The sequence below is a fragment of the Mesorhizobium sophorae genome (assembly GCF_002270415.1).
GTDB lineage: Bacteria > Pseudomonadota > Alphaproteobacteria > Rhizobiales > Rhizobiaceae > Mesorhizobium > Mesorhizobium sophorae.
The window spans coordinates 1,322,979-1,338,253 of the sequence record NZ_NNRI01000007.1; the positions used below are offsets into that span (position 1 = coordinate 1,322,979).

13 protein-coding genes and 1 pseudogene are annotated in these 15,275 nt (G+C 63.8%); 8 read left to right on the top strand and 6 right to left on the bottom strand.

Features of this window, described 5'->3' with window-relative positions:
• Positions 1-52 precede the first annotated feature (52 nt).
• The 5 genes and pseudogenes from ftsY to CGZ66_RS10840 form a co-directional block, all read right to left on the bottom strand.
• Positions 53-1,811: pseudogene (ftsY, locus tag CGZ66_RS41525) on the bottom strand (signal recognition particle-docking protein FtsY).
• Positions 1,812-1,823: 12 nt separating this feature from the next.
• Entirely contained in the window at positions 1,824-3,116 is a 1,293-nt protein-coding gene (gene mtaB, locus CGZ66_RS10825; RefSeq protein ID WP_095084005.1) for a tRNA (N(6)-L-threonylcarbamoyladenosine(37)-C(2))-methylthiotransferase MtaB, read from the bottom strand.
• A complete protein-coding gene (dapF, locus tag CGZ66_RS10830) occupies positions 3,116-4,000 on the bottom strand; it encodes a diaminopimelate epimerase (protein ID WP_095084006.1) in 885 nt (294 codons plus the stop codon). The genes mtaB and dapF overlap by 1 nt, the downstream gene beginning before the upstream one ends.
• A gap of 72 nt (positions 4,001-4,072) precedes the next feature.
• Positions 4,073-4,234, bottom strand: a complete 162-nt coding sequence (locus CGZ66_RS10835) for a DUF1328 family protein (protein WP_010912345.1) — start codon at positions 4,232-4,234, stop codon at positions 4,073-4,075.
• A gap of 67 nt (positions 4,235-4,301) precedes the next feature.
• Positions 4,302-5,312 carry an MBL fold metallo-hydrolase gene (locus tag CGZ66_RS10840; RefSeq protein WP_095084007.1) on the bottom strand — a complete coding sequence of 337 codons (1,011 nt, stop codon included), beginning with the start codon at positions 5,310-5,312 and terminating at the stop codon, positions 4,302-4,304.
• A 281-nt stretch (positions 5,313-5,593) separates the two neighbouring features.
• On the opposite strand from CGZ66_RS10840, the gene CGZ66_RS10845 reads away from it, so the two are divergent.
• Together CGZ66_RS10845 and zapE are read left to right on the top strand one after the other, a co-directional pair.
• Positions 5,594-6,133 (top strand): protease inhibitor Inh/omp19 family protein, encoded by a 540-nt coding sequence (locus tag CGZ66_RS10845; RefSeq protein WP_095084008.1) that lies wholly within the window; start codon positions 5,594-5,596, stop codon positions 6,131-6,133.
• 87 nt (positions 6,134-6,220) lie between these two features.
• On the top strand, positions 6,221-7,420 hold the full coding sequence (gene zapE / locus CGZ66_RS10850) for a cell division protein ZapE (RefSeq protein WP_095084009.1): 1,200 nt from the start codon (positions 6,221-6,223) through the stop codon (positions 7,418-7,420).
• 59 nt (positions 7,421-7,479) lie between these two features.
• On the opposite strand, the gene CGZ66_RS10855 is transcribed toward zapE, so the two are convergent.
• The gene (locus CGZ66_RS10855; protein WP_095084010.1) at positions 7,480-7,908 is read right to left on the bottom strand and encodes a GNAT family N-acetyltransferase; all 429 of its coding nucleotides are present in this window, start codon (positions 7,906-7,908) and stop codon (positions 7,480-7,482) included.
• A 237-nt stretch (positions 7,909-8,145) separates the two neighbouring features.
• On the opposite strand from CGZ66_RS10855, the gene mdh reads away from it, so the two are divergent.
• From mdh to CGZ66_RS10885, 6 genes are all read left to right on the top strand, one after another.
• Complete coding sequence (gene mdh / locus CGZ66_RS10860; protein ID WP_095084011.1) at positions 8,146-9,114, top strand: malate dehydrogenase; 969 nt, start codon at positions 8,146-8,148, stop codon at positions 9,112-9,114.
• A 30-nt stretch (positions 9,115-9,144) separates the two neighbouring features.
• On the top strand, positions 9,145-10,338 hold the full coding sequence (sucC, locus tag CGZ66_RS10865) for an ADP-forming succinate--CoA ligase subunit beta (RefSeq protein WP_095084012.1): 1,194 nt from the start codon (positions 9,145-9,147) through the stop codon (positions 10,336-10,338).
• Positions 10,339-10,342: 4 nt separating this feature from the next.
• On the top strand, positions 10,343-10,714 hold the full coding sequence (locus CGZ66_RS10870; protein WP_095084013.1) for a cupin domain-containing protein: 372 nt from the start codon (positions 10,343-10,345) through the stop codon (positions 10,712-10,714).
• A gap of 2 nt (positions 10,715-10,716) precedes the next feature.
• Entirely contained in the window at positions 10,717-11,214 is a 498-nt protein-coding gene (locus CGZ66_RS10875) for a DUF1579 family protein (RefSeq protein ID WP_095084014.1), read from the top strand.
• A gap of 14 nt (positions 11,215-11,228) precedes the next feature.
• Complete coding sequence (sucD, locus tag CGZ66_RS10880) at positions 11,229-12,131, top strand: succinate--CoA ligase subunit alpha (RefSeq protein WP_095084015.1); 903 nt, start codon at positions 11,229-11,231, stop codon at positions 12,129-12,131.
• A gap of 129 nt (positions 12,132-12,260) precedes the next feature.
• Positions 12,261-15,248, top strand: a complete 2,988-nt coding sequence (locus CGZ66_RS10885) for a 2-oxoglutarate dehydrogenase E1 component (protein ID WP_095084016.1) — start codon at positions 12,261-12,263, stop codon at positions 15,246-15,248.
• The last annotated feature ends 27 nt before the right edge of the window (positions 15,249-15,275 follow it).

The window sequence follows — 15,275 nt, forward strand, 5'->3', positions numbered from 1 at the left end:
TTCTTACGCACAATCTGATCCAAAAAGCCTGCAACTTTTTGGGACATGCTTGTCAGGCAACTCCAGCGATCGCCCTGGCGAATTCGCTTGCCGAAAAAGGTTCGAGGTCGTCGACCTGTTCGCCGACGCCGATGAAATAGACCGGCAATTTGTGCTTTGCCGCGATCGCCACCAGAATACCGCCACGCGCCGTGCCGTCCAGCTTGGTCATCACGAGGCCGTTGACGCCGGCGACATTGCGGAAGATCTCGACCTGGTTGAGCGCGTTCTGCCCGGTGGTGGCGTCGACCGTCTGCAACACGGTGTGCGGTGCTTCCGGGTCTAGCTTGCCCAGCACGCGGACGATCTTTTCGAGCTCGGCCATCAGTTCGGTCTTGTTCTGCAGGCGGCCGGCCGTGTCGATGATCAGCACGTCGGAACCGGCTTCCTTGGCCTTTTCGAAGGCGTCATAGGCCAGCCCCGCGGCGTCGGCGCCGAGTTTGGACGCGATGACCGGCGATTTCGTCCGCTCGCCCCATATCTTCAATTGCTCGATCGCGGCGGCGCGGAACGTGTCGCCGGCAGCGAGCATCACCGACAGGCCGCCATCGGTCAGCTTGGCCGCCAGCTTGCCGATGGTGGTGGTCTTGCCGGTGCCGTTGACGCCGACCACCAGGATGACATGCGGCTTGTGCGAGAGATCGAGCTCGAGCGGCATGGCGACGTGGGTCAACACCTTTTCCACCTCGGCCGCCATGATGGCGCGAACCTCGGTGTCCGAGACATCCTTGCCGTAGCGGCTGGAAGCCAGCGCGTCGGTGACGCGCAGGGCGGTCTCCATGCCGAGGTCGGCGCGGATCAGCACGTCCTCCAGGTCCTGCAAGGTCTCTCCGTCCAGCTTGCGCTTGGTGAAGACGCCGGCGATGTTGCCGGTGAGTTCGCGCGACGAGCGGGCAAGCCCGTCCCTCATGCGCTGGAACCACGAGCGCCTCGGCACTGGTTCCGGTGCTTTCTGCGGCTCGGCTTTCTGCTCGACCTTCTTGGTGACGGTCACCTTGCCGGGAGCTGGTTTTACCTCCCCCTCGATGGGGGAGGTCCCGAGCGCAGTTCGGGGGGGGGTGACCAGCGCCGGCGCTGCCACCCCACCCCGCCGCTTCGCGGCGACCCTCCCCATCGAGGGGAGGGTGGGCTGGCGCGGCTTGGATCTCCGGCGCGATCTCGGCGCGCACCGGTTGCTGCTCGATCGGAGCCGGCTGACGAATGGGCGGCGAAATCTCGGCCGGAGGGATTTCGGGTGCCGGCGTTTCGGCCGGAGCCTCGACCGGTGGCGCCGGCACTTCGACAGGCACAGGCTCCGGCTGTAACTGCGGTTGCGGCGGGACGATTTCCGGCCGCTCCGGCGCCGGAATTTCCGGCGGCTCCGGTTCGGGAATCGGCTCGGGCGCCACAGGCGCGGCCGGGATTTCCTCGGGCGCGGGCTCCTCGACGGGCGCTTCCGGTTCAACCGGCATCGGCTCTTCGACCGGGGCAGGCTCGGGCTGGATTTCCGGCTCGGCCGGAATGATCGGTGCCGGCTCGGGCGCCGGTTCCTCGACAGGCGCCGGTTCCCGCGCGGGAATTACCTCCGGCTCGACCGTCGGCGTCGGCGCAGTTTCGACCTCGGGCAGCGGCTCATCGCGCTTCAGGAACTCCGGAACAACCTGTTCGGAGGCCGGCTTCAGCGCATCGAGCGCTTCCCATTTGATCGGCGGCAGCGGGGCGGTCTCGTCGACGCGCTCCTCGACCACTTCTTTCTTACCGAACGAAAATATCTTCTTGAAAAAACCAGCCATGCTTTGCGTTTCTCAGGCGGCGCGGGCGGCAATGGGCGCCGCGATCAGCCTGGTGCCATCATGGCCGGTGATATCGGCCTCGACGATCTCGCCCGGCACACCCGCGCCGAGTGCGGCAAGCGTAAAGCCTTCGGTGCGGCCAAGACCGTTGCGCTCGATCAGGATCGACTGGCGGGTTCCGGAGAGCGACGACAGATGGCGCCGATACGCAGCTTCACCGGCGGCACGCAGCCGGGCGGCGCGCTGCTTGACCAGTTCGCGCCGCACCTGCGGCATGCGCGCGGCGGGCGTGCCTTCGCGGGGGCTGAACGGGAAGACATGGAGATGCGTCAGTCCGCATTCCTCGACGATCTTTTCCGAATTTTCGAACATGTCGTCCGTTTCGGTCGGGAAACCGGCGATGATGTCGGCGCCGAAGACGATGCCGGGGCGCAGCTTGCGCACATCCTCGCAGAAGCGGATCGACTGATCGCGCAGATGCCGGCGCTTCATGCGCTTCAGGATCATGTCGTCGCCGGACTGCAGCGACAGATGCAGATGCGGCATCAGCCGCAGTTCGGTGGCGATGGCGTCGAGCAAATCATCGTCGGCCTCGATCGAATCGATGGACGACAGCCGCAGCCGCTTCACATCGGGCACCTGCTTGAGGATGGTCTTCACAAGCTTGCCGAGCTTCGGGGCGCCCGGAAGGTCGGCGCCAAAACTGGTCATGTCGACGCCGGTCAGCACGATCTCGGCATAGCCATTGCCTGCGAGGCGCTTGACCTGCTCGACCACGGCGCCCATTGGCACCGAACGGGAATTGCCGCGGCCGTAAGGGATGATGCAGAAGGTGCAACGGTGGTCGCAGCCATTCTGAACCTGGACGAAGGCGCGCGCCCTGCCCTCGATGGCGTCGACCATGTGGCCGGCAGTCTCGCGCACTGAAAAGATGTCGTTGACGCGTGCCTTCTCGGTGTCGTTGACACCGAAATCCGGCAGTGCGCGATAGGAATTCGCCTTCAGCTTCTCCTCATTGCCAAGCACGAGGTCGACCTCGTCCATGGCGGTGAAATTCTGCGGTTCGGTATGGGCGGCGCAGCCGGTGACGATGATGCGCGCTTTGGGGTTGTCGCGACGCGCCTTGCGGATCGCCTGCTTGGCCTGACGCACCGCCTCGCCGGTCACGGCGCAGGTGTTGAAGATCACGGCGCCGCCTTCCAGTGCGCCAAGGCCGGCGCTTTCCGCCTCGCGGCGCATCACTTCGGACTCATAGGTGTTCAGCCGGCAGCCGAAGGTGACGACATCGATACCCTGGGAGGCCATCAGGCCGCGCTTTCGGTGTCGCGGGCCCAGGCGCCGGTCGACGGATCGAAGCTGCCGGAAAACTCCCATTCGGCGGCACCGGTGAGGATGACGTGGTCATTTTCAAGCCATTCGACATGGAGCGAGCCGCCGCCTGGAGTCATCAGGCTGACGCTGCGGCCGGTCCGGTTGGTGCGGGCCGCCGCGACCACCGATGCGCATGCGGCCGAGCCGCAGGCCTTGGTCAGGCCGGCGCCGCGCTCCCAGGTGCGGATGACCATGGTGTCGGGCGAGGTGACCTCGGCGAGGGTAATGTTGGCGCGCTCGGGAAACATCGGATGGTTCTCGAGCAACGGCCCGAAGCGGTCGAGCTCATAGGACCAGACGTCGCGGTCGACCCAGAAGATGGCGTGCGGGTTGCCCATCGAGACGACCGAGGGCGAATGCAGAACCGGCGCGTCGATCGGGCCGATCTGCAGCTCGATCATGCGGGTGTCGTGGAATTCCTCGGCCAGCGGAATATCCTGCCAGCCGAAACGCGGTGTGCCCATGTCGACCGAGATCGACCCATCGGCATGTTCGCGCGCGTTGAGGATGCCGGCGACGGTCTCGAAGGTGAAGACCTTCTGGCCGGTTTCGGCGGCCAGCGCCTGGACGACGCAGCGCATGCCGTTGCCGCAAGCCTGCGCCTTGGAGCCGTCGGAATTCAAGATGTCGATGAAAAAGGCGGTGCCTGGCGTCCTGGCGTCGTGGATCGCCATGATCTGGTCGAACCTGGTCGCGGCATCGGCGTTCAGCGCGATTGCCGCGGCCGCCGTCACCCGATCGGCACGGCTACGCATGTCGGCAACGATGATCTCGTTGCCGATGCCGTTCATCTTGGCGAAAGGGGCAGTGCTGGCCATTGCTCCGCGAATTCCGTGTCCGTTTGGCGCTATATGGCGGAAACGAGCAGGAATTACCAGTGCGCAGCAGGGTTACGTCACCGCGAAGATGCCGAGCACCACCAGCAGGAAGATGACCAGAACAATGCCGATGAGGATGCGCGCGCCGGTGGCGGCGGCTCCTGCCAGGGCCGGCATGCCGAGCAGGCTCGCCGCCGCGGCGACGATCAGCAGAATGATGATCCATTTGATCATGAAGAGGCTCCCAGCCAAATTGCGTTGGGGAAGCAACGCGTTTTAGCAATCTGGGTTCCTTGGCGGGCTAGATGGCTGGTACGTCCCAGACCTCGCCGGGCCGCAAGGCGCGAAAGCGCTGCCGCGGGATGCCTTGATCGTCGAGCGCCTCGGTCAATTTCCGGGCCGGCTCGTCGATCGGTTCGTCAGTGAGTTGGAAGGTGCCCCAGTGGCAGCCGGCGGCATAAGCGGCGTTGCACAGTTGCATGCCGTGCACGGCCTCTTCCGGATTCTGATGCTGCGGCTCCATGAACCAGCGCGGCTCATAGGCGCCGATCGGCAGGATGGCGAAACGGAAACCGCCATGCTTTTCAGCCATCAGCCGGTAGTTGATGCCATCGTGAAAGCCGGTGTCGCCGGCGAAATAGACGTTGCCATCCGGCGTCTCGATGACGAAGCCGGCCCACAGCGCCATGCGCCGGTCGCGGGCGCCACGCGCCGACCAGTGGTGCACCGGTTCGACATGGACGGCGACGCGGTCGCCTATCTCGACCCTGTCGCCCCAGTCATGCGCCGACAGCCGCATGCCTGGAACCGCATCGGCAATCAGCGCATCGTTGCCGAGCGGGGTGATCACAAGCGGGTCGTGACTGGCCTTCAGCTGCTTCAGCGTGGCGAGATCGAGATGGTCGTAATGGTTGTGGCTGACCAGGACGAGGTCGATCGCCGGCAGGTCGGCGAAGGCGATGCCTGGCGGGTTGATCCGTTTCGGTCCGGCAAAGGAGAGCGGCGATACACGCGGCGACCAGACCGGATCAGTGAGGATGTTCAGGCCCGCGGTCTGGATCAGCATGGTGGAATGACCGACCATGGTTACTTGCAGCGCTGCGCCTTCGATCCGTGTCGCCGGTTTTACCTGCAGAAAGGGGTTCGGAGGGGGCGTCGGCCATTTCGAGCGCTTGCCGCTCAACTGCCATTTCAGCAGGTCGGCGAAACGACCGGGTGGCTGGCCGTCGGGATTGAAGAACAAGATGCCGTCGAAATGATCGCTGGGTGGGCCGCTGTAATAACGGTTGGCAGCCCTCTTTCTCGCGGCCAATTTTGCAGCTCCAGCAGGTTTCGGTTTCCAAGAGATAGGACCAATGCCGGCCGGCGCAAGCATTTGGCTTGCCGGGCGCTTGGGCTGGGTACGGCGTGACCAGATCCCGAAGGCTGGACCGACAGGCGACCGGTGTCGCCGGGGTTGCGATAAATTTGCAACAAATTTTGCCGCAAACCGTATTTTAACCATATCGGGTTGAAATTTCGCCACCTTCTCCATCTTGGTGGGGGTGAGATTGTACGGACGGCGCCCCCCAGCCGAATCCGACGGAGGTTGGAATGATTTTTTCGAAAAGCGGCCTGGTGGCCGTATCGCTGGCGGCGCTCGTTGCGAGCGGCTGTTCGACCTCACGGTTCTCGTCGATGGACGACCAGCAGCCGGCACCGCTGCAGCCGGCACCGGCCGGCCAGGTGACCGCCAATCAGCTGCCGCCGCCAGCAGCACCGGGCGCCACCGACCCGTCAAAATTCCCGACCGCGCCTGGCAATACGCAGGTTGCGTCCTTGCCGCCGGACGGCTCGGCGCCCGCCGGTGCCGCGGATCTGACCGCGGCCAGCGTCGCCGGTGTCTGGAATGCCAGCGTTTCGGGCCAGAGCTGCAAGGTAGCGACTCCCCAGACCAAGTTCGGCGCCGGCTTCCGCGCCGGGCCGTTGCACTGCCCGGCGCCGATCGACGGCATCAAGTCGTGGAATGTCGCCGGCAAGCAGCTGACGCTCTATGACGAAAACGGCGGCACGCTGGCGCGGCTCTATTCGTCGGGCGGCTCGAAATTCGACGGCCAGACTTCCAACGGCCAGGCGATTTCGCTTACAAGGTAGGCGACCGCCCCTTATTTGTTCCTACGCAATTCCGGACGGAAAACCGCTACACACTTTTCCTGGAATTGCTCGACAACGACGTGACCGATGCATCTGCGTGACGGCCTCCAGACCCATGCGACCGTCAGGCAGCGCTACGACCATCTGGTGGAAACCGGCGCGATCGAACGCGACCCGGCGCAGGAACGGATCGCCGCCGCGCTCGACCGGCTGACCGACGAGATTTCGGCCAAGCGGCTGGCGCACAAGTCCAGCGCGCTTGGCTGGCTGTTCGCCCGCAAGCGCGAGACGCATGAGGCAGTCAAAGGCCTCTACATCCATGGCGGGGTCGGCCGCGGCAAGACCATGCTGATGGACATGTTCTTCGAGTTGCTGTCGGTGCGGCGCAAGCGCCGCGTCCATTTCAACGACTTCATGGCCGATGTGCAGGACCGCATCCAGAAGCACCGGCAGGCGCGCAGGGATGGCACGGTCAAGGAGGACGACCCGATTCCGCCGGTGGCCAAGGCGCTTGCCGAGCAGGCCTGGGTGCTGTGCTTCGACGAGTTCTCGGTCACCGACATTGCCGATGCGATGATCCTGTCGCGGCTGTTTTCGGCGCTGTTTGCCAGCGGCGTGGTGCTGGTCGCCACCTCGAACGTGGCGCCGGAGAATCTCTATGGCGACGGCCTGAACCGACAGCTTTTCCTGCCTTTCATCGGTATCCTGGAGCGGCATGCGCGGGTGCTGTCGCTCGACGCCGACAAGGACTACCGGCTGGAAAAGCTCGTCCGCACGCCGGTCTATGTCACGCCGGCCGATGCAACGGCCGACGAGATGCTCGACGAGGCCTGGCAAACCATGACGCACGGCGTGCCGACGGCCAAGACCTCGCTGACCCTCAAGGGACGGCAGGTGGTGGTGCCGGCTGCCGCCGGCGACGCGGCGCGGTTTTCCTTCGCCGATCTCTGCGAAAAGCCGCTTGGCGCCCGCGATTTCCTGGCAATCGCCGGCCGCTTCTCGACCATCTTCATCGATCACGTCCCGGTGCTCGGCGAAGGCAAGCGCAACGAGGCCAAGCGCTTCATCCTGTTGATCGACACGCTCTACGATCATCATGCGCGGCTGGTGGTCAGCGCCGCAGCCCCGCCGCCGCAGCTTTATCAAGCCAAACGCGGCGTCGAGGTCTTCGAGTTCGAACGCACGGCATCACGCCTGATCGAGATGCAAAGCCGCGACTGGCTGGAGGATTGGGCGGAACGGCGCAAGGCGAGGGCAGCGCCAGAGGCGGAGCAGGCACGGGCCTGAGATAGTTCTTCGGAAGGTCGCGATCCCTGCCCCTCCTCTGTCTCGCCGGCGCCAAAGATCTAAAGCGCATACAGATACATCACGAAATCTTCCGCCGGCCCATGCGGCTCTTTGCGCGACTCATAGAGCGCGCGGGCAGGCACATTGCCCGGCTCGGTGCCGACCCAGGCCTCCTCGCAGCCATGGTCACGGCCAATCGCAAACATCGCGTCGAGCATGTCTCGCGCGATGCCCTGGCGCTGGAAGGCCGGCGAAACGCCGACCTCGTCTATATAGAGCTCGCTGACCTTGTCGGGGTGGCGGTGGATGACGGCGGCGCATTGCCCGACGACCACGCCGCCGGCGAGCGCCACGATCATGAAATGGCCAGGTTCGTGGAGATAGGCTGCCAGCCGATCCGGCATGACCGGCTCGTCGAAGACGTCCTCGGCGACCTGCATCACAAGGGCGTCATCGCCTGGGAATAGCCTTCGGATTTCCATCTTCATTCTGTAAAGTCCCCCCAAGTCGGCTTACAAATTTTGACGTTTACGTAAATCCCAATCTATCTAACCGATTGAAAATGCTAGCTCCGAAATAATCGATTGAATTTATCTTGCACCAAGGCTATTTGGTGCGGCGAAAGTCCGCGGGTTCCTCGCAGCATTCCGGCCTCTTCCTCGACGCCGCCAACCAAGTCGCCAAGGACTTGGGCGCCGTCACTGACAAAGGGAAAACATCCTGACATGGCACGCAACAAGATAGCGCTTATCGGCTCTGGCATGATCGGCGGTACGCTCGCCCACATGATCGGTCTCAAGGACCTCGGCGACGTCGTGCTGTTCGATATTGCCGAGGGTATTCCGCAAGGCAAGGGGCTGGATATCGCGCAGTCGTCGCCGGTCGATGGCTTCGACAGCCGTCTCACCGGCGTCAACGACTATGCCGGCATCGAGGGTGCCGACGTCTGCATCGTCACCGCCGGCGTGCCGCGCAAGCCGGGCATGAGCCGGGACGACCTGCTCGGCATCAATCTCAAAGTCATGGAACAGGTCGGCGCCGGCCTGAAGAAGTATGCGCCGAAGGCCTTCGTGATCTGCATCACCAACCCGCTCGACGCCATGGTCTGGGCGCTGCAGAAGTTCTCGGGCCTGCCCAAGAGCCATGTCGTCGGCATGGCCGGCGTGCTCGACAGTTCGCGCTTCCGCTATTTCCTGGCCGAGGAATTCAAGGTCTCGGTCGAGGACGTCACCGCCTTCGTGCTCGGCGGCCATGGCGATTCCATGGTGCCGATGATCCGCTATTCGACGGTTTCCGGCATCCCGCTGCCCGACCTGATCAAGATGGGCTGGACGTCGAAGGAAAAGCTCGACCAGATCGTCCAGCGCACCCGCGACGGCGGCGCCGAGATCGTCGGCCTGCTCAAGACCGGCTCGGCCTATTACGCGCCGGCCGCCTCGGCGATCTCGATGGCGGAAGCCTATCTCAAGGACAAGAAGCGCGTGCTGCCGTGCGCGGCGTATCTTTCCGGCCAGTATGGCGTCAAGAACACCTATGTCGGCGTGCCCGTGGTGATCGGCGCCGGCGGCGTCGAGCGCATCATCGAGATCGACCTCAACAAGAGCGAGCAGAAGATGTTCGACGCTTCGGTGGCGACGGTGCAGGGCCTGACTGAGGCCTGCGTCAAGATCGCGCCGCAGCTCGCCTCGAAGTAACCCCCAGCAGTCGACCCGGAGACATCGAAGATGAACATCCATGAGTATCAGGGCAAGGCGCTGCTGAAGAGCTTTGGCGCGCCGGTGGCCGAAGGCGTGCCGGTGTTCAAGGCGAGCGAGGCGGAAGCCGCCGCCAAGGCGCTGCCCGGCCCGCTCTATGTGGTGAAGAGCCAGATCCATGCCGGCGGCCGTGGCAAGGGCAAGTTCAAGGAACTCGGCCCTGATGCCAAGGGTGGCGTCAGGCTGGCGAAGTCGGTGGCCGACGTGGTCGCCAACGCCAACGAAATGCTCGGGCATACGCTGGTGACCAAGCAGACCGGGCCGGCCGGCAAGCAGGTCAGCCGCCTCTATATCGAAGACGGCGCCGACATCGAGCGCGAGCTCTATCTGTCGATCTTGGTCGACCGCTCGGTCGGCCGCGTTGCCTTTGTCGTCTCGACCGAAGGCGGCATGGACATCGAGGCGGTCGCGCACGACACGCCGGAAAAGATCATCACCGTCGCCATCGACCCGGAAAAGGGCGTCACAGCGGCCGATCTGAAGGCGCTCAACGGCGCGCTGAAGCTCGACGGCGACGCCGGCCGGGATGGCGATACGCTGTTCCCGATCCTCTACAAGGCCTTTGTCGAGAAGGACATGAGCCTGCTCGAGGTCAACCCGCTGATCGTCATGAAGAATGGCCGGCTGCGCGTGCTCGACGCAAAAGTGTCGTTCGACAACAACGCGCTGTTCCGCCATCCCGACGTGCTCGAACTGCGCGACACCACCGAAGAGGACGAGAAGGAGATCGAGGCGTCGAAATACGACCTCGCCTATGTCGCGCTCGACGGCAATATCGGCTGCATGGTCAACGGCGCCGGCCTCGCCATGGCGACGATGGATATCATCAAGCTCTATGGCGCCGAGCCGGCCAACTTCCTCGATGTCGGTGGCGGCGCGTCGAAGGAGAAGGTGACGGCGGCGTTCAAGATCATCACCAAGGATCCGGCGGTCAAGGGCATCCTGATCAACATCTTCGGCGGTATCATGAAGTGCGACATCATCGCCGAGGGCGTGATTGCCGCGGTCAAGGAAGTCGGCCTGGAAGTGCCGCTGGTGGTGCGCCTGGAAGGCACCAATGCCGAACTCGGCAAGAAAATCATCAACGACAGCGGCCTCAACGTCGTGTCGGCAGATGATCTCGACGACGCGGCCAAGAAGATCGTGGCGGCGGTGAAGGGCTGATCCGGTGCCTCCGCACAAGATAAACCTGGTCGAGGCGGCGGATCAAAAGATCAACAAGGTCTTCGATCCGCATATTGCCGGCGACGTCAACGACAGCCAGGCGAAAGTCGCCAAGTTCGGCGAGGTCTTCGACTGGCACGCGCATGACAATGAGGATGAAGCCTTCCTCGTGCTACGCGGCCGCATTGCCATCGATTTCCGCGACGGTCAGGTCGAGCTCGGCGAGGGCGACTTCATGGTCGTGCCGCGCGGCGTCGAGCACCGGCCGCGTTCGCTCAGCAAGGAACCGGTGGTGCTGATGTTCGAGCCCGCGACGACGCTCAACACCGGCAACGCCAAGAGCGACCTCACCGTCGCCGATCTGAAGCGGCTCTGACCATGAACGCGGCCTCCTTCTCTTCGCTCTCGTCCGACCACCAGCGCCTGCAAGCGCTGGTCGGCACTTGGCGTGGCGAAGAAGATGTGGCGGCCACGCAATGGACCGATGCCGGCACAGCGACGGCCGAAGCAGTTACCGTGGCTGAATTTGGCGGCCTGTTCGTGGTGCAGCGCTATCGCCAGCGCCGCGACGGCACGGTGTCGTTCGGCGCGCACAGCGTGTTCGGCTTCGACCAGCAAAGCAGCGTCGTAACCATGCACCAGTTCGATTCGATGGGCTTTGTGCCGGCCGCACCGGCTACAGGCACGTGGGATGGCAACACGCTGACGCTGCTGCGCTCGTCGCCGCGCGGGTCGGCCCGGGTTACCTACGATTTCGACAGCAATGACAGTTACCGCATGCGACTGCAGTTCCAACCCGCCGGCAGCGATGTCTGGCAAGACATGGTGAGCGGCGTCTACAGCCGTGTCTCACCTTCCTCGATCAACGATTTCTAAGAAAAAGGGCCACCATGTCCATTCTCGTCGACAAGAACACCAAGGTGCTGGTGCAAGGCCTGACCGGCAAGACCGGTACGTTCCACACCGAACAGGCGCTGTCCTATCACGGCACCAAGATGGTCGGCGGCATCCATCCCAAGAAGGGCGGCGAGACCTGGACCGGCTCGAAGGGCGAGAGCCTGCCGATCTTTGCCACCGTCGCCGAGGGCAAGGAAAAGACCGGCGCCAACGCTTCGGTCGTCTATGTGCCGCCGGCGGGCGCCGCCGAAGCGATCCTGGAAGCGATCGAGGCCGAGATCCCGCTGATCATCTGCATCACCGAAGGCATTCCGGTGATGGACATGATCAAGGTCAAGGCGCGGCTCGACCGCTCGACCTCGCGGCTGATCGGCCCGAACTGCCCGGGCGTGCTCACCCCCAACGAATGCAAGATCGGCATCATGCCGGGAAACATCTTCCGCAAGGGCTCGGTCGGCGTTGTTTCGCGCTCGGGAACACTTACCTATGAGGCTGTGTTCCAGACCACCAATGTCGGCCTTGGCCAGACCACCGCCGTCGGCATTGGCGGCGACCCGGTCAAGGGCACCGAATTTATCGACGTGCTCGAGATGTTCCTGGCCGATGACGAGACCAAGTCGATCATCATGATCGGCGAGATCGGCGGTTCGGCCGAGGAAGACGCCGCGCAGTTCCTCAAGGACGAAGCCAAGCGTGGCCGCAAGAAGCCGATGGCCGGCTTCATCGCCGGGCGCACGGCGCCGGCCGGCCGCACCATGGGTCATGCGGGCGCGGTCATCTCCGGCGGCAAGGGCGGCGCAGAGGACAAGATCGCGGCGATGGAATCGGCCGGGATAAGAGTTTCGCCCTCGCCGGCACGGCTGGGCACGACGCTGGTCGAGGCGATCAAGGGTTAAGTGAGTAGCGAGTAGTGAATAGCGAATAGGAAACGGAGTAACGGCGCGACCTGGGGAAAATCCCTACTCGCTATTCGCTACTCACTATTCGCTCTGACAAGGAGACGAAGCCAAGGCTTCGATAGAGACATGGCAAGACAAGATCAGGCCAACGACCAATTTTCGCTCACCTCTTTCCTCTATGGCGGCAACGCCGACTATATCGACGCGCTCTACGCCGCCTATGAGGACGATCCAGCCTCGGTCAATCCCGAATGGCAGGAGTTCTTCGCCGGGCTGAAGGACGACGCCGGCGACGTGCGCAAGAACGCCAAGGGCGCCTCCTGGGCGAAGCCCTCCTGGCCGCTGCAGGCCAATGGCGAACTGGTGTCGGCGCTCGACGGCAACTGGGGCATCGTCGAGAAGCATCTGGAAAAGAAGGTCAAGGATAAGGCGGTCACCAACGGCATCATCCTTTCCGACGCCGACGTGCACCAGGCGACCCGCGATTCGGTGCGCGCCATCATGATGATCCGCGCCTACCGCATGCGCGGCCATCTGCACGCCAATCTCGACCCGCTCGGCATCGCCAAGCCGCTCGAGGACTACAACGAATTGTCGCCAGAGAATTACGGCTTCACCGCCGCCGACTACGACCGGCCGATCTTCCTCGACAATGTGCTCGGGCTCGAATTCGGCACCATCCGGCAGATGCTGGAGATCCTGACGCGCACCTATTGCTCGACGCTGGGCGTCGAGTTCATGCATATTTCGGATCCCGAGGAAAAGGCCTGGATCCAGGCGCGCATCGAGGGCGCCGACAAGGAGATCTCCTTCACCGCCACCGGCAAGAAGGCGATCCTGCAGAAGCTGGTCGAGGCCGAAGGCTTCGAGCAATTCATCGACGTCAAGTACAAGGGCACCAAGCGCTTCGGCCTCGATGGCAGTGAATCGCTGATCCCGGCGCTGGAGCAGATCGTCAAGCGCGGCGGCCAGCTCGGCATGAAGGAGATCGTGCTCGGCATGGCGCATCGCGGCCGGCTGAACGTGCTCTCCCAGGTGATGGCCAAGCCGCACCGCGCCATCTTCCACGAGTTCAAGGGCGGTTCGGCCGCCCCCGACGAGGTCGAGGGCTCGGGCGACGTCAAGTACCATCTCGGCGCCTCGTCGGACCGCCAGTTCGACGGCAACAAGGTGCATCTGTCCTTGACCGCCAATCCCTCGCACCTGGAAATCGTCGATCCGGTGGTGATGGGCAAGGCCCGCGCCAAGCAGGACTATCTGTTCGGCCGCAGCCGCGAGGAAATCGTGCCGCTGGAAGAGCGCGCCAAGGTGCTGCCGCTGCTGCTGCACGGCGATGCCGCCTTCGCTGGCCAGGGCGTGATCGCCGAAATCCTCGGCCTGTCGGGCCTGCGCGGCCACCGCGTCGCCGGCACGCTGCATTTCATCATCAACAACCAGATCGGCTTCACTACCAATCCGCGTTTCTCGCGCTCGTCGCCCTATCCGTCTGATGTGGCCAAGATGATCGAAGCGCCGATCTTCCACGTCAATGGCGACGATCCGGAAGCCGTGGTGCATGCCACCAAGGTGGCGATCGAATTTCGCATGAAGTTCCACAAGCCGGTCGTGGTCGACATGTTCTGCTACCGCCGCTTCGGCCATAATGAGGGCGACGAACCGGCCTTCACCCAGCCGATCATGTACCGCAACATCCGCACCCACAAGACGACGGTGCAGATCTATGGTGACCGGCTGATCGCTGAGGGCCACATCACCCAGGCCGAACTCGACCAGCTGAAGGCCGACTGGCGGGCGCATCTGGAATCCGAGTGGGAAGTCGGCCAGAGCTACAAGCCCAACAAGGCCGACTGGCTGGACGGCGCCTGGTCGGGCCTGCGCACGGCCGACAACCAGGACGAACAGCGGCGCGGCAAGACCGCCGTGCCGGTCAAGACGCTGAAGGAAATCGGCAAGAAGCTGACCGAGGTGCCGAAGGATTTCGAGGCGCACAAGACGATCATCCGCTTCCTCGAGAACCGCCGCCAGGCGATCGAGTCCGGCGAAGGCATCGACTGGTCGACGGCCGAGGCGCTGGCCTTCGGCGCAATCCTGCTCGACGGCAATCCGATCCGCCTGTCGGGCCAGGATTCCGAACGCGGCACGTTCTCGCAGCGGCATTCCGTGCTTTACGACCAGCGCGACGAGACCCGCTACATCCCGCTCAACAATCTCTCGGCGGCGCAGGCCGGCTACGAAGTCATCAACTCGATGCTGTCGGAAGAGGCGGTGCTGGGCTTCGAGTACGGCTACAGCCTGGCCGAGCCGAAGGCGCTGACCTTGTGGGAGGCGCAGTTCGGCGATTTCGCCAACGGCGCCCAGGTGGTGTTCGACCAGTTCATCTCGTCGGGCGAGCGCAAGTGGCTCCGAATGTCGGGGCTCGTCTGCCTCTTGCCGCATGGCTACGAAGGCCAGGGACCGGAGCATTCCTCGGCCCGGCTCGAGCGCTTCCTGCAGCTTTGCGCCGAAGACAACATGCAAGTGGCGAACTGCACGACGCCGGCTAACTATTTCCACATCCTGCGCCGGCAGTTGAAGCGCGACTTCCGCAAGCCGCTGATCCTGATGACGCCGAAGTCGCTGCTGCGCCACAAGCGGGCGGTGTCGACGCTGCCGGAAATCTCGGGAGAAAGCTCGTTCCACCGGCTGTTGTGGGACGATGCCCAGCTGCTTCCCAACCAGGCGATCAAGCTCACCAAGGATTCGAAGATCCGCCGCGTCGTGCTGTGCTCGGGCAAGGTCTATTACGACCTCTACGAAGAGCGCGAGAAGCGCGGCATCAACGACATCTATTTGCTGCGCGTCGAACAGCTCTATCCGTTCCCGGCCAAGGCGCTGATTACGGAACTGTCGCGTTTCCGTAATGCGGAGATGGTGTGGTGCCAGGAAGAGCCAAAGAACATGGGCGCCTGGTCGTTCATCGACCCGTATCTGGAATGGGTGCTGGCGCATATCGATGCCAAGCATCAGCGGGTGCGCTACACCGGCCGCCCGGCGGCCGCCTCACCGGCGACCGGACTGATGTCGAAGCACCTTGCCCAGCTCGCTGCCTTGCTCGAAGACGCGCTCGGTGAATAGAAAAGATTTGGGTGAATAGAACAGATC